The sequence below is a fragment of the Streptococcus sp. KHUD_017 genome (assembly GCF_054861245.1).
In genome coordinates this window covers 39,277-53,941 of sequence record NZ_CM142175.1, presented here as the reverse complement: position 1 = coordinate 53,941, position 14,665 = coordinate 39,277, and the positions used below count along the sequence as shown (strand labels likewise).

At 44.6% G+C, this 14,665-nt stretch carries 13 protein-coding genes; all 13 read right to left on the bottom strand.

The features are described 5' to 3' along the window. Positions 1-14: 14 nt before the first annotated feature. A complete protein-coding gene (purB, locus tag ACVAMZ_RS00275) occupies positions 15-1,313 on the bottom strand; it encodes an adenylosuccinate lyase (protein ID WP_424847943.1) in 1,299 nt (432 codons plus the stop codon). Positions 1,314-1,367: 54 nt separating this feature from the next. Next, on the bottom strand, positions 1,368-1,595 hold the full coding sequence (locus ACVAMZ_RS00270; protein WP_461684691.1) for a phosphoribosylaminoimidazole carboxylase: 228 nt from the start codon (positions 1,593-1,595) through the stop codon (positions 1,368-1,370). Between the two features lie 8 nt (positions 1,596-1,603). Beyond that, positions 1,604-2,554, bottom strand: coding sequence for a ketopantoate reductase family protein (locus ACVAMZ_RS00265; protein ID WP_461684690.1), 951 nt, complete (start codon positions 2,552-2,554; stop codon positions 1,604-1,606). Next, positions 2,555-3,646: a 5-(carboxyamino)imidazole ribonucleotide synthase gene (purK, locus tag ACVAMZ_RS00260; protein ID WP_461684689.1), complete on the bottom strand. Its 1,092-nt coding sequence runs from the start codon at positions 3,644-3,646 to the stop codon at positions 2,555-2,557. It lies immediately after the preceding gene. Beyond that, positions 3,633-4,121 (bottom strand): 5-(carboxyamino)imidazole ribonucleotide mutase, encoded by a 489-nt coding sequence (purE, locus tag ACVAMZ_RS00255; RefSeq protein WP_461684688.1) that lies wholly within the window; start codon positions 4,119-4,121, stop codon positions 3,633-3,635. The genes purK and purE overlap by 14 nt, the downstream gene beginning before the upstream one ends. Before the next feature lie 190 nt (positions 4,122-4,311). Further along, entirely contained in the window at positions 4,312-5,574 is a 1,263-nt protein-coding gene (gene purD / locus ACVAMZ_RS00250) for a phosphoribosylamine--glycine ligase (protein WP_461684687.1), read from the bottom strand. Positions 5,575-5,695: 121 nt separating this feature from the next. Beyond that, complete coding sequence (gene purH, locus ACVAMZ_RS00245) at positions 5,696-7,243, bottom strand: bifunctional phosphoribosylaminoimidazolecarboxamide formyltransferase/IMP cyclohydrolase (protein ID WP_461684686.1); 1,548 nt, start codon at positions 7,241-7,243, stop codon at positions 5,696-5,698. Between the two features lie 26 nt (positions 7,244-7,269). Beyond that, the gene (locus tag ACVAMZ_RS00240; protein WP_414312511.1) at positions 7,270-7,443 is read right to left on the bottom strand and encodes a hypothetical protein; all 174 of its coding nucleotides are present in this window, start codon (positions 7,441-7,443) and stop codon (positions 7,270-7,272) included. A 43-nt stretch (positions 7,444-7,486) separates the two neighbouring features. Beyond that, positions 7,487-7,861 (bottom strand): hypothetical protein, encoded by a 375-nt coding sequence (locus ACVAMZ_RS00235; protein WP_414312510.1) that lies wholly within the window; start codon positions 7,859-7,861, stop codon positions 7,487-7,489. Further along, positions 7,858-8,415, bottom strand: a complete 558-nt coding sequence (purN, locus tag ACVAMZ_RS00230; protein WP_414312509.1) for a phosphoribosylglycinamide formyltransferase — start codon at positions 8,413-8,415, stop codon at positions 7,858-7,860. Before purN ends, ACVAMZ_RS00235 begins: the two co-directional genes overlap by 4 nt. Next, on the bottom strand, positions 8,415-9,437 hold the full coding sequence (gene purM / locus ACVAMZ_RS00225) for a phosphoribosylformylglycinamidine cyclo-ligase (RefSeq protein WP_414312508.1): 1,023 nt from the start codon (positions 9,435-9,437) through the stop codon (positions 8,415-8,417). Before purM ends, purN begins: the two co-directional genes overlap by 1 nt. A gap of 44 nt (positions 9,438-9,481) precedes the next feature. Continuing rightward, positions 9,482-10,924, bottom strand: coding sequence for an amidophosphoribosyltransferase (gene purF / locus ACVAMZ_RS00220; protein WP_461684685.1), 1,443 nt, complete (start codon positions 10,922-10,924; stop codon positions 9,482-9,484). A 12-nt stretch (positions 10,925-10,936) separates the two neighbouring features. Beyond that, positions 10,937-14,662 (bottom strand): phosphoribosylformylglycinamidine synthase, encoded by a 3,726-nt coding sequence (locus tag ACVAMZ_RS00215; RefSeq protein ID WP_461684684.1) that lies wholly within the window; start codon positions 14,660-14,662, stop codon positions 10,937-10,939. Positions 14,663-14,665: the final 3 nt, after the last annotated feature.

Here is a 14,665-nt window from a genome sequence, read left to right as displayed (position 1 = left end):
TTTTTTTATTATCATTAGTCACCCAAACCGATGCGTTCGAAGATTTCATCCACCCGTTTGGTGTAGTATGTTGGGTTGAAGATTTCATCGATTTCTTCTTGAGTGAGACGTGAAGTCACTTCTGGATCTGCTTCAAGAAGTGGTTTGAAGTCTACTTGGTTATCCCATGATTGGGCAGTCTTCGGTTGAACAAGGTCGTATGCTTGCTCACGTGTCATCCCTTTTTCAATCAAAGTCAACATAGCACGTTGGCTAAAGATAAGTCCAAATGTAGAGTTCATGTTGCGAATCATGTTTTCTGGGAAGACTGTCAAGTTCTTGACGATGTTTCCGAAACGGTTGAGCATGTAGTCAATCAAGATGGTTGTGTCTGGTGCGATGATACGCTCAGCTGATGAGTGAGAGATATCACGTTCGTGCCAGAGTGACACATTTTCATAAGCTGTGACCATGTGACCACGGATCACACGCGCAAGACCTGTCATGTTTTCAGAACCGATTGGGTTCCGTTTGTGAGGCATTGCTGAAGACCCTTTTTGACCTTTGGCAAAGAACTCTTCCACTTCCCGTTGTTCAGATTTTTGAAGACCACGGATTTCAGTTGCCATCCGCTCAATCGAAGTTGCGATGCTGGCAAGAACTGCAAAGTACTCAGCGTGAAGGTCACGAGGAAGCACCTGTGTAGAGATTTCTTGAGCACGGATACCCAATTTATCGCAGACGTATTTTTCAACGAATGGTGGAATGTTGGCAAAGTTACCAACCGCACCAGAAATCTTACCAGCTTCCACACCAGCAGCCGCATGCTCGAAACGCTCGATGTTCCGTTTCATTTCGCTGTACCAAGTCGCCAATTTCAGACCAAAAGTTGTAGGCTCAGCGTGCACACCGTGGGTACGCCCCATCATGATGGTGAACTTGTATTCTTTGGCTTTGTCAGCAATGATGTTGAGGAAGTTTTCAAGATCCTTGCGGATGATATCGTTGGCTTGTTTGTAGAGGTAACCATAGGCCGTATCTACCACGTCAGTAGAAGTCAAACCATAGTGAACCCACTTGCGTTCTTCACCAAGCGTCTCAGAAACCGCACGTGTGAAAGCCACTACATCGTGACGAGTTTGCTGCTCGATTTCCAAAATACGGTCAATGTCAAAATCCGCCTTCTCGCGAATCAAAGCCACATCTTCCTTAGGGATTTCTCCCAACTCAGCCCATGCTTCATCAGCCAAGATTTCCACCTCAAGCCAAGCACGGTATTTATTTTCTTCAGTCCAAATGTTCGCCATTTCAGGGCGAGAGTAACGTTCGATCATGTTTAATTTTCCTTTCTTTTGATGTTTCTCATCAGTTGGCAAGCAACAGTCACTTTACTCAAATTCTTCTTTCCCAATCCACATAGATGGGTAGTGATCTAATGTATTCACATCTGTATCCAGCGGGACATCATAGATAGCTAAATAGTTTTCAGGATACTGTGCAACTAGCTCTTCATACTTAGCTTTCACTTTTTCATGATCACTACTAGCATACAAGACTTCGACGACTGCTCCAGTCTTATCTTTTTCAACAAATGCGTTGACGATGAGTTGAATCATAAAACCTCCTAAATAGAAATTCCCTTCATATTTGCTTCCAGAATAGGCATTTTCACACCTAACTCCTGACCAGTCTGATAAACACTTTGACAGCAGTAAAAAATGTCCTGTTTATCATTGTGCAAGGTCATGATTTTTCGGGTCAGCTCATTTTTAGCAAACATGACTTTCATGGCTTTGCCGGCTATCCAAGCGGGAATTTTGTATGGCAATAGTTCTGCTTTGTAAAGCTTCAAATTCACGCCACGCGCTTCTACGACTTTCAAAGCTTCTCGAATGGCCTTGATGGCCAATGATAATTCCGATGAACTATTCATCAAGTTCAAAGCCAGTTCTTCTGGATTTTCCAAATTTCCTGAGCGAGCAGCTGTCGAAGTGACACCTGCGTTAATCGCCATGTGAATCCAAATCCACTCGACCATATCATGAGGCACTTCCCACTTCAAATCTGCAGAAACTAGTAAAGCCGTCAGATCAGCATAGTTAGAAATGTGTGCTTTTTGCTCACCTTCTAGCATTAAATGATCAAACAAGACACCATCCAAATGGTTCTCCTGCATGTGACCACCCGCTGTCGGAAAGGCCAAAATATAGTCGTAATCCCCTGCCCACTCTTGGATCTCTTTTCGAGTATCCCAGAAATTACAGAAGAAAACAAGGGTGCCTTTGATATTGTTTTTTCGCAAGGTTTCCACAGCTTCTTTGACAAAACCATGACGCACACTGAGAAAAATAAAATCATATTCCGAATCAGCTTCCGCCACATGAACCTCATAGGTATCATGCTTGTTCTCACCTTTGGAATGATAGCGACCATCTAGCAGATCAACTGACAACTCCTTCGGTGCATTGTTTTTCTTACTATCTCTCAATACGTGTTCCACTTGATGGCCTGCTTTTTGAAAGGCGTAGGCATAAGTGGTCCCAATCACTCCGAGTCCTAGAATCGCTATTTTCACTTAAAAATCAATCCCTTTCCCAAACTCTTCAACCTCTTCCGGCACACTACTAAACAAAGTCACATGTCCCATCTTGCGGTTGTGCTTCGCTTCTATTTTACCATACATGTGGAGGTGGGCGCTTGGATTTTCTGTGACATATGTTTCAGCAGCCTCGACGTGTTGGCCGAGAACATTGAGCATAACAGCAGGAGCATGAAGGTGAATTGCTGGGAGTGGTGCTCCGAGAACGCCCAAGATATGAGTATCAAACTGGGAGAAGTCACAAGCTTCAATCGAGTAATGGCCTGAATTGTGTGGACGTGGCGCGATTTCGTTGACAATGATGTCATCAGCTGTCGCAAACATTTCCACGCAAAGGGTTCCAGAAAGGTTTAGTTGTTCAGCAATTCGCAGAGCCATAGCTTTGGCTTTTTCAGCTAGACTTTCTGAAATGCGAGCAGGCACGATGGTTTTAGAGAGGATGTTGTTGCGGTGGATATTTTCCTGAACAGGGAAGACTGTCACGTCCTTGCCATTACCTGACACGATGACAGAAATTTCAAGGTCGAAGTTGACAAATTCTTCCAAGACACAGTCTGCTGAGTCAGCTAGCGCATAGACTTCTGCCAAATCTGCTTCTGAGCGAATGACTTTTTGTCCGTGTCCATCATAGCCACCTGTCGCAGTCTTGAGGACATAGTTTTTCGACAATTCGATATCTGTCAAGTCTTGGCTTGATGTCACAACCTTGTAAGGTGCCACAGTGACTTGGGCCTTGTTAGAAAGAAAGTCCTTCTCAAAGATCCGGTTTTGGGAGATACGAAGTAGGTCGGTCCCTTGTGGGAGCTGTCCTTCTTTGATAACGGCATCCAAACCATCAGCATCGACATTTTCAAATTCATAAGTGAGAACATCACAGCGATCAGCCAACTGACGAAGGGCATCTACGTCGTCGTAAGGGGCCACAATGATTTCCGCCACACGAGAGGCCGGGCAATCCGCTGCAGGATCCAGCGTGATAACCTTGTGACCCATGTAGATAGCAGAAATGGCCATCATCTGACCAAGCTGGCCACCACCGATAATTCCGATTGTTTTAGATGAGCTCATTGCTAGACTCCTCTGCGATTTTTCCTTGTTCTTCAGCAAAATTAGCAAGTGCAGTCGCGATGGTTTCGTCTTCTACTGAGAGGAGACGGAGGGCAAAGAGGGCAGCGTTAGTCGCACCCGCTTCACCGATCGCCATGGTTGCGACTGGTACCCCACCTGGCATCTGAACGATAGAGTAGAGCGAATCCACACCGCTAAGAGCACGTGATTTGACTGGAACACCGATGACTGGAAGGGTTGTTTTGGCAGCAACCATACCTGGCAAGTGAGCAGCGCCACCAGCACCAGCGATAATGACCTTGATGCCACGGCTACGTGCCTCTTCGGCATGTTTGAACATGAGGTCTGGTGTACGGTGAGCGGAAACAACTTTCTTTTCGTAGGCTACGCCGAAGTTGTCGAGGACTTCAGCAGCTTTTTGCATGGTTGCCCAGTCGGATTTTGAGCCCATGATGATGGAAATTACTGGTTTCATTTTTAATCCTTTTTCTTCCTTTTTTGATAATGGTCTTAGGTGGTGGGGACGGAAGCAACCCTTCGGTTTCATTCCTAAAATTTAAGCCCAAATCTCAAATTTTCCCTAGACCAGAACAGAAATTGTTCTGGTCTTTTCACCACGTCGACCATTATCGTGTTTGGCGACTGCGTCGCTTTTTCTTATATCTTTATCGAATCGCCTTGCTTCCGATATCTGTTCGGTAAAAGAGGCCTTCTGTGTTTTGTTTGTTGAGTTCCTTGTATATAATGTTTTGGGCTTCTTTGACAGTATCAGCTGTGGTAACCAGCATGTAAACACGGCCTCCGTTTGAAAGAAGGTCTTGCCCATTTTCAGCAAATTTAGCTCCGGCATAGTAAGTGATGATGTCGCCTTCTATCTTGGCTGGAAGCTTGACACCCTTCTCATAAGCCAGTGGGTAGCCGTTTGATGCTACAACCACACCTAGTGTCACACCCTTGTTCGTCCAAGTGATGGCTGGCTCTTTACCATCCAAAATGTCAGTAATATTTTGTGCAAAGTCAGATGTCAAACGAGGCAAGATAATTTGCGTTTCAGGATCTCCGAAGCGAGCGTTAAATTCTATGACTTTGGGTCCGTCAGTTGTCAAGATAAGACCCGCGTAAAGGACACCAAGATATGGACGACCTTCTTTGATCATGCCTTCGAGGACTGGCTTGACAATGGTGTCAACCGCTGTGTCAACCACGCTCTGTGACAAGTGAGGAACTGGCGCATAAGCCCCCATCCCACCAGTGTTCGGACCCTTATCGCCATCATAGGCACGTTTGTGGTCCTGAGCCGTTGGCATAATGTAGAACTTGTCCCCATTGACAAAGGCAAAAAGTGAAAATTCCTCTCCTGCAAGAAACTCCTCGATAACCACACGCGCACCTGAGTCGCCGAATTTATTGTCCAAAAGCATCTCGTGAGCTGCTTCGACTGCTTGCTCAACCGTTTCAGCAACGACAACACCTTTCCCAAGGGCCAAACCGTCTGCCTTGACTACGATTGGAGCGCCTTTTTCTTCGATATAGGCCTTGGCTTCCTCAAAGTCAGAAAATGTACCATAGGCTGCTGTCGGAACGCCGTACTTGACCATGATTTCCTTAGCAAAATCCTTAGACCATTCCAGCTCAGCCGCAGCCTTGGTCGGACCAAAAGCCTTGAGACCAGCTGCATTGAAATCATCCACGATCCCAGCCGCAAGGGCATCATCTGGACCAACAAAGGTCCAAGCAATATCGTTGACTTTTGCGAAGTCAATCAGCTTAGAATGTTCGGAAATTCCGATATTAATCAAATCTAGACCATCTAATCGCATCCCGTCATTTCCAGGAGCTACGAAGACTCTTTCTACGTTTTTAGACTCCAGCAACTTCTTAGCAATCGCATGTTCACGACCACCTGAACCGACAACAAGCAGTTTCATCTCTCAACCTCTTTTGCGAATTATTTACTATCATTATACCATAATCGTTCGTTTTAATCTTGTTTCACTAAGAATTTTTAAGCAAAAAAGGGAAAGAAACTGTTTTCTTCCCTTTTGTTTTTTAATGTCTAAAATGTCTCACGCCTGTGAAGACCATGGTCAAGCCGTATTTATCAGCAGCTTCGATAGACTCTTGGTCACGTACTGACCCACCAGGCTGGATGATGGCCTTAATCCCTGCTTTAGCGATTTCTTCCACGTTATCCGCAAATGGGAAGAAGGCATCCGAAGCAAGGACAGCACCGTCAAGGCGATCTTTGGCTTGGTCAATGGCGATACGGACGGAAGCCACACGGTTGGTTTGACCAGGACCGACACCAAGTGTCATGTGATCATTAGTCACGATGATTCCGTTTGATTTGACATACTTGATAGCTTTCCAAGCAAACTCAAGGGCAGTCGCTTCTGTCTCAGTTGGTTGGCGTTTGGTTACCACTTGCCAGTCAGCTGGGCTTTCTTTGACCACGTCTTGGTTTTGTACGAGAAGTCCGCCGACAACACCTGTGTATTCTGCTTCCACTTCACTAGCATCTTGTGCGTCAAACGGCAAGGCCAGAATGCGCAAGTTTTTCTTTTTGTTGGTCAAAATAGCTAGCGCTTCATCCGTATAGCTTGGTGCGATGATGATTTCAAGGAAAACACCGTGCATCTTCTCAGCTGTCGCAGCATCCACCTCACGGTTGAGAACGACGATTCCACCAAAGATAGAAACTGGGTCAGACTCATAAGCGTAATCCCAAGCAGTTTCGATGTCATCAGCTTGACCGATACCGCACGGGTTCATGTGTTTAAGAGCCACAACGGTTGGACGATCTTTGAAGTCACGGATGATACGGATAGCTGCATCCGCATCGCGAATATTGTTGAAGGACAATTCTTTACCGTTGAGCTGTTTAGCCGAAGCAATGGAGTAATCCGTTGGCAAGGCTTTTTGGTAGAAATCAGCATCCTGTTGAGGATTTTCACCGTAACGCATGGCTTGTTTAAGGTCATAAGTCAAGGTCAGTTTTTCTGGCTTACTTTCTCCGACTTGAGCTGTGAAATACTCTGCAATCAAGGCGTCATAAGCTGCTGTGTGACGGAAAACCTTGGCTGCCAAATGTTGACGAGTTTCGTAGCTTGTTTCGCCATTAGCTGCCAATTCGTCAAGAACAACAGCATAGTCAGCAGGGTCTACCACAACCGTCACGCTTGCATGGTTTTTAGCTGCTGAACGAAGCATTGATGGCCCACCGATATCGATGTTCTCAACCGCATCAGCGTACGTCACGTCTGGTTTAAGAATGGTTTCCTTGAATGGGTAAAGGTTGACCACAACAAGGTCGATCAATTCGATGTTGTTGTCCTTTGCAGCCTCTAGGTGGCTATTGAGGTCACGACGAGCGAGGAGACCACCGTGAATATTTGGGTGGAGAGTCTTGACACGGCCGTCCATCATTTCTGGGAAACCAGTCACATCGTCAATAGCAATGGTATCAACACCGGCATTATCAAGGGCCACTTTGGTACCACCCGTTGAAATGATATCCCAACCAAGTTTCTTGAGTTCTTGGGCAAATTCAACAATGCCCGCTTTATCTGAAACACTAATTAGTGCGCGTTTAGTCATTTTTCTTCCTTTCATGTTCAAACTTTCTACCTACGTAATTTTCTTTTCATAAAGTATAGGGAGACGATTACCAAGACTCCCAAAATTATTGTCAGTAAAAATCTTCCCCAATAGGGAATCTCAGGGAATAAGAAATTAACCAGTAAGCGTAAAATCACTGCTAAGGTGATCAAAGCAAGTGTTTCTAACCATTTTGTCATTTTTTCTCCTTTTGAATAAATAGGATTTTGAGGTGATTAAAGACTAATCTAACTCATATAAAAGGTAGTTATCAAAATTTATGATTCCTTTGAGGTAATCTCTGTCTGATTTAGACAACTCAAATTCTGGAAAAGTCGCAATTAAACTGGACAAATAAAAATAATTCGGGTGCCTACGATAAGAAAAACCTGCTTGACCGAATCTCCTTTGACAGAAATCATAGGCAAGTTTTAATTCTTGACTTGTGACACCATCTAAAATTTTATCTAACTCTGAAAGCTGACTTTTATCAGTATTTTCTATCATAGCTTTCACTGTATTTGCTAAGACAAAAAGAAAATCATTAGTATTATCCAGTAGGATTGGTCTGTTAGATAACTTGTTCTTTAACTCCATATAGTATTGGTCAGTAATCATTTTTTCCTCTCCACTCCCAAACTATCCAAGACTTCTGGATAAAGTTTGTACTCTGTTTCGTGGATGCGAGTTTCGAAAGTATCAAGGGTATCCCCTTCAAGGCGTGGCACGCGAACTTGTTTGATGACCTTACCGGTATCAACACCAGAATCCACCCAGTGAATAGTCACGCCAGACTGGTCCACACCTGCATTCCAAGCATCCTCAATCCCATGAGCGCCTGGAAATTCAGGTAGAAAAGCTGGGTGAATATTGATGATACGGCCTTCATAAGCCGCTAGCAAGGTTCCCCCAACGATTTTCATATAGCCTGCGAGACAAACCAAGTCAATCTGGTGCTCATCTAAGAGTTCGACGATGGCTCCTTCATAGTCTGCCTTATTCTCAAACTCTTTAAGTTCAAAGGCATAAGATAAAACCCCTAGCTTTTCGGCACGTTCTAAGACATAGGCATCACGATGATCTGAAAAGACAAATTCTACTGGAAATTGTTCCGCAATCACCTGAAAGTTTGAACCGTTTCCAGAGGCAAAAACAGCAATCTTTTTAGCCATTATTTTATCACCACACTCGCATCTGTCTTCTTGACAATCCGACCGATTTCATAAACTGGTTCGTCGAGAAGTTCTTTGACACGCTCTACATTTTCTGGTTTCACCGCAAGCATGAGACCAATCCCCATGTTGAAGATTTCAAACATTTCTTCATGTTTGATTTGGCCATATTTTTCAAGGGCTTTGAAAATTGGAAGGACTGGTACTTTGCTTTCGTCAATTTCAGCCGCCAAATCATCCGCGAACATACGTGGCACATTTTCGATGAAACCACCACCTGTGATGTGGGCAATTCCATTCACCAATTCTTCTTTGATGAGAGGCAAAGCCGCTTTGACGTAGATACGAGTTGGTTCAAGAAGAACGTCTTTAAGTTTTTTGTCTTCCAATTCTGGGAGGACTTCTTCACCTGTATAGTCCGCAAAAACACGACGTACGAGTGAGTAACCATTTGAGTGGATACCACTGGAAGCAAGTCCAAGAAGGACGTCTCCCTCTGCTACTTTTGAACCGTCGATGATTTGAGATTTTTCTGCAACACCAACAGCAAACCCAGCCAAGTCATAGTCGTCTTCGCCATACATACCAGGCATTTCAGCAGTTTCCCCACCGATGAGGGCCGCACCTGCTTGTACACAACCTTCAGCCACACCAGCAACCACTTGTTCTAGCTTAGCTGGTTCATTTTTCCCAGTTGCTACGTAGTCAAGGAAGTAGAGGGGCTCTGCACCTGCAGCGATGATATCGTTGACACACATAGCCACACAGTCTTGTCCGATAGTATCGTGTTTGTCGTACTTGATAGCAAGCATGAGCTTGGTTCCAACACCGTCAGTTCCTGAAATCAAAACTGGCTCTTTAACACCTGTTTTTGAAAGGTCAAACATACCACCAAAACCACCAAGAGCTCCCATAACACCCGCACGTTCCGTACGTGCCACGTGTTTTTTGATGCGTTCTACAACCTCATAACCCGCTTCAACGTCCACACCCGATTGGGCATACGCATTTTTATTTGTCATCTTTGTCTCCTCTTCCTTTCCTTTAATGGAGAGTCTTTATCCGTCTATTTGTAAAAACTGATCTTGTCATCCAAACTTCTACGATAGTCTTCTTCATAGTCGTAGAGAGGCGTTGGGTAGTCACCGTCAAAGTAAGCGACACAGAGACCACCGTTCGGCGCATCTGTTTCGATGCCGATAGAATCAATCAAGCCATCAATCGAAAGATAGGTCAGGCTATCCGCACCAATGATTTGGCGAGTCTCTTCGACCGTATGATTGGCCGCAATCAGCTCCTGACGTGTCTGGATATCAATTCCGTAGAAACATGGATAGGCAAGAGCAGGACTCCCAATGGCAACGTGAACTTCTGATGCCCCCGCTTCTTTCAAGAGTTGGACAATACGACGTGATGTTGTTCCACGTACAATGGAGTCATCAATCATGACCACACGTTTGCCTTTAACGACACCCGAAACAGCAGACAATTTCATCCGAACTCCTTGCTCGCGCAATTCTTGAGTCGGCTGGATAAAGGTCCGTTGTGTATATTGGTTCTTGATAAGGCCCATTTCATTTGGTAGCCCAGACTCTTCCGCAAATCCCATAGCTGCACTGAGTGAGGAGTTTGGCACACCGACCACAATGTCGGCTTCATGCTTGAACTCTCGTGCCAACTGAGCTCCCATCCTCTTACGAGCTGTATGGACATTAACACCATGGATGTTGGAGTCAGGACGAGCAAAATAGATATATTCCATGGAACAGATAGCCAGTTGAGTATCGTTTGTGTAGCTATCATACTGGATACCATTGTCGTCAATAATGACAATCTCGCCTGGTTTCACATCGCGAATCCACTCCGCACCGATGACTTCAAAGGCACAGGTTTCAGATGAAACAACAACTGCTCCATTAGCCATTTTCCCGATTGATAGAGGTCGGAAGCCGTTTGGGTCAAGGGCTGCAATCAACTTATCTTCAAACATCAAGAGATAAGCGAAACCACCTTTGACAAGACTAAGTGCTTCCTTGATTTTACCCATCAAGTTTGGATTGTGGCTACGACGAATAAGATGAGCCAAAATTTCTGAATCTGAAGTTGAGCTGAAAATCGCTCCTCTTTGTTCCAATTCTTGCTTGAGAGATTCTGCGTTGGTCAGATTCCCATTATGAGCCAGACCAAACTGCATATCATGGAAGCGGAAAAGGAAGGGCTGGATATTGTCTACAGAAGCTTCTCCCGCAGTCGCATAACGCACGTGTCCAATCGCTCCAGTCCCTGTCAATTTATCCAAATTAGCAGGATTTTTGAAGACTTCTGATAAAAGCCCCATATCACGATGGCGCTTCAATTGTCCGTGGTCATTGGAGAGGATTCCTGCCCCCTCCTGACCACGGTGCTGAAGACTGTGGAGACCAAAATAGGTCAACTTAGCAGCATCTGGATGTCCCCAGATACCGAAAACACCACATTCTTCATTAAGAGATTTTACTTCGTATGTCATTTTATATACCTTTTATTTTCCAGTAAAGTATTTAACAGCTGATGCAAAGAGATGTTGATCTTTATTTCCTGGAATATTTTGGAAGAGACCGTCTTCGAAACGTTCTGAGTGACCCATCTTACCAATAATTTGACCGTTCTTACTTGTGATACCTTCAATCGCATTGACAGATCCGTTAGGATTGTATTTAGAATCCATGCTTGGTTTACCTTCGAAGTCAACATATTGGGTAAAGATTTGACCATTATCACGAAGCTCTGCAAATTCTTCAGCTGTCACGACAAACTTACCTTCACCGTGTGATACTGGGATGGCATGGATGTCACCAACTTTCACGCCAGCAAGCCATGGTGAGTTGGTGTTGGCAATCCGTGTTTCAACCATCTTAGCCACGTGTTGGTTGGCATCATTGTAGAAGAGAGTTGGACTAGTACTGTTTGCATCTTCAAAGTTACCGTATGGAAGAAGACCTGATTTGACAAGAGCTTGGAATCCATTACAGATACCGATAATCAAACCACCACCTTCGATGAAGCTGTCAATGGCTGCACGTACTTTTTCATTAAGCAAGATGTTGACGATAAATTTAGCAGATCCATCGGGTTCGTCAGCGGCTGAGAAGCCTCCTGCAAAGAAGATAATGTTAGCTTTTTCGATATTGTCAACCATGGTGTCAACAGACTTGGCAATAGCTTCTTCGTTCAGTGTGACAAATGGTACTAAGTTGACTTTCGCACCTTCTTTTTCAAAGGCCTTAGCTGAATCATACTCAGAGTTAGTACCTGGGAATACTGGGATGTAAACCACTGGTGTCTCAACTGTTTCCTTAGCTTTGATAACAGCATCTGATGCCACAGCTGGTACTTCTTCCAACTCAGTTGCTTGTGCAAATTCCGTTGGATAAACTTCTTCCAATTTACCTTGGAAGGCACTGTCAAGTTTGTGTCCATCAAGCCTTACATCGTTGACAGTAAGTGTAAAGTCAGCTGCTGTTTGTCCAATCTTGGCAACCCCTGAAATCTCTTCCGGAGATGTGAAGACGAATCCACCCAATTGAGCTGTCAAGGCAGCCTCAAGATTTTCAAGGGTTACAGTGGCACCGATATGGTTACCAAATGTTGCAAGGGCAAGAGCTTCAAGGATACCACCATATTTGACCGCTGATGCTGCTGTGACTTTGTGAGTTGCTTGGATGGCTTCAAACTTAGCAAAGTTAGACTTTATCAGTTCAAAGTCAATTTCTTGTGCCAAAGCTTGACCTGGGATGTAATAGATATTTTCACCAGCAGCTTTAAATTCTGGAGAAAGAACCTTACGGCTGTCTGCTGTTGTCACACCAAAAGCAACCAAGGTTGGTGGTACTGTCAATTCTTCAAAGGTACCAGACATAGAGTCCTTCCCACCGATAGATGGCAAAACAAGTTGAATCTGAGCTTCAATTGATCCAAGAAGAGCTGCTACTGGTTGGCCAAAGCGCTCCGCTTGCTTGTCCATGCGCTCGAAGTATTCTTGATAAGAGAAACGAGCCTTAGACCAGTTTGCACCAGCAGCAACCAAACGAGCGGTTGCTTCGATGACCGCATAAGCCGCACCATGATATGGAGACCATTCGGCGATATAAGGGTTAAACCCTTGCGCCATAACAGAAGCAGTTGTTGTCACGCCGTGTTGAACTGGCAATTTCTGTACAGAAGCTTCCGTTGGTGTGATTTGGTAGCGACCACCGAGTGGGTGATTGACTGTTGAACGACCAACTGAGCTATCAAAGATGGTTTGTAACCCTTTTTGACTGGCATGGTTCAGGTCAGCCAAGACTTCAAGAGTATCCGCTTCAAGGGTTTCAGCAGATGTTTGACGTTCTTCTGGAAGCTTGACATCCTTGTCAACCACCTTAGCATCTACAACCACACGTACACCGTTTGTATCAAGGAAACGACGTTCCAAATCAACGATGGTTTCACCATTCCAGTGCATGACAAGATTTGGTTTCTCCGTCACTGTCGCAACGACAACAGCATCAATATTTTCTTTGTTACATTCAGCAACGAAGGCGTCTACATCTTCTGGACGAACCACTACAGCCATCCGTTCTTGAGATTCAGAGATGGCAATTTCTGTACCGTTCAAACCTTGGTATTTCAATGGCACTTTGTCTAGATCAATTTCAAGACCATCTGCCAATTCACCGATAGCCACACAGACACCACCAGCACCAAAGTCATTTGATTTCTTGATTAGACGGGTCACTTCCCCATTACGGAAAAGACGTTGAATCTTACGTTCTTCGATGGCATTCCCTTTTTGAACCTCAGCACCAGCTGTTTCAACAGATTCAACCGTTTGAACTTTAGAAGAGCCTGTCGCACCACCGACACCGTCACGCCCAGTCTTCCCACCGAGAAGGATCACGACATCTCCAGCTTCAGGTTTCTCACGGACAACATTTTCCTTAGGAGCCGCACCGACAACTGCACCTAGCTCCATACGCTTAGCAACGAAACCTGGGTGGAAGTATTCACGAACATAAGTTGTCGCCAAACCAATTTGGTTACCATATGAAGAATAACCGTGAGCCGCTGTTTTAGAAATCACTTGTTGTGGCAATTTACCAGCGCGAGTTTCTGAAATAGGAGACGTGATATCGCCAGCACCCGAGATACGCATAGCTTGGTAAACGTAGGAACGCCCTGACAATGGGTCACGAATGGCACCACCGATACAAGTAGCCGCTCCACCAAATGGTTCGATTTCAGTTGGGTGGTTGTGGGTTTCGTTCTTGAACATGAGAAGCCATGGTTCTTTGACACCATTGACATCCACTTCAATTTCAACTGAGCAGGCATTGATTTCATCAGACACTTCCATGTCATCCAAACGACCATTAGCACGCTCATAACGACCAAAAATAGTCGCCATATCCATCAATGTTTGAGGTTTTTCGCTACGTCCCAACTCATCACGCATGGCAATATACTTGTCATAAGTCGCCTGCAATTGTTTTTCAAATTTAGAAGCTGAGAAGTCGATGGTTTTCAACTCAGTTTCGAAAGTTGTGTGACGGCAGTGGTCAGACCAGTAAGTATCCAAAACCTTCAACTCAGTCTCAGTTGGCACACGTCCAATGGATTTGAAGTAATCTTGGATGAAGAGAAGGTCATCCACTTCCATGGCCAATCCTTGCTCAGCCTTATACTGTGCAAAATCTTCTGCCGTATAAGTTTCAAAGAAATCCAAGTTTGGAATGGTCTTGTCAGACTCAGAGAAATCCTGTTTCGCAATGCCAACAGTGATATCTTTGAAACGAGAATCCACTGGGTTCAAAAGGTAATTTTTGACAGCTTCCAACTCATTCGCATCAATATCCTTGTTAACCAAGTAAAGTTGCGCTGTATTCACCGTTACATCATTTGAACTACCAAGCAACAGCAAAGCTTCTTGTGAAGATGCCGCACGTTGGTCAAATTGACCAGGCAAGCTTTCGATAGCAAAGAAAGCATATTTCTCAAGATCAGCCTGAACCGCAGCCTCGTCCAAAATAGTATCTGTCACTTGCTCAGAGAAAATATGTTTTTCCGCACGCGCAAACAAATCTTCTGCCAAATTAAAGACATCATAAACCTGTACGATGCGAAGATCATTCAAAGTTTTCAACTGAAGATTATGTTGTAATTCTTTTACTAAAGAGTCAGATTTGACACGAAAATCAGCTTTTTTCTCAACGAAAATACGTTTATCCATTTT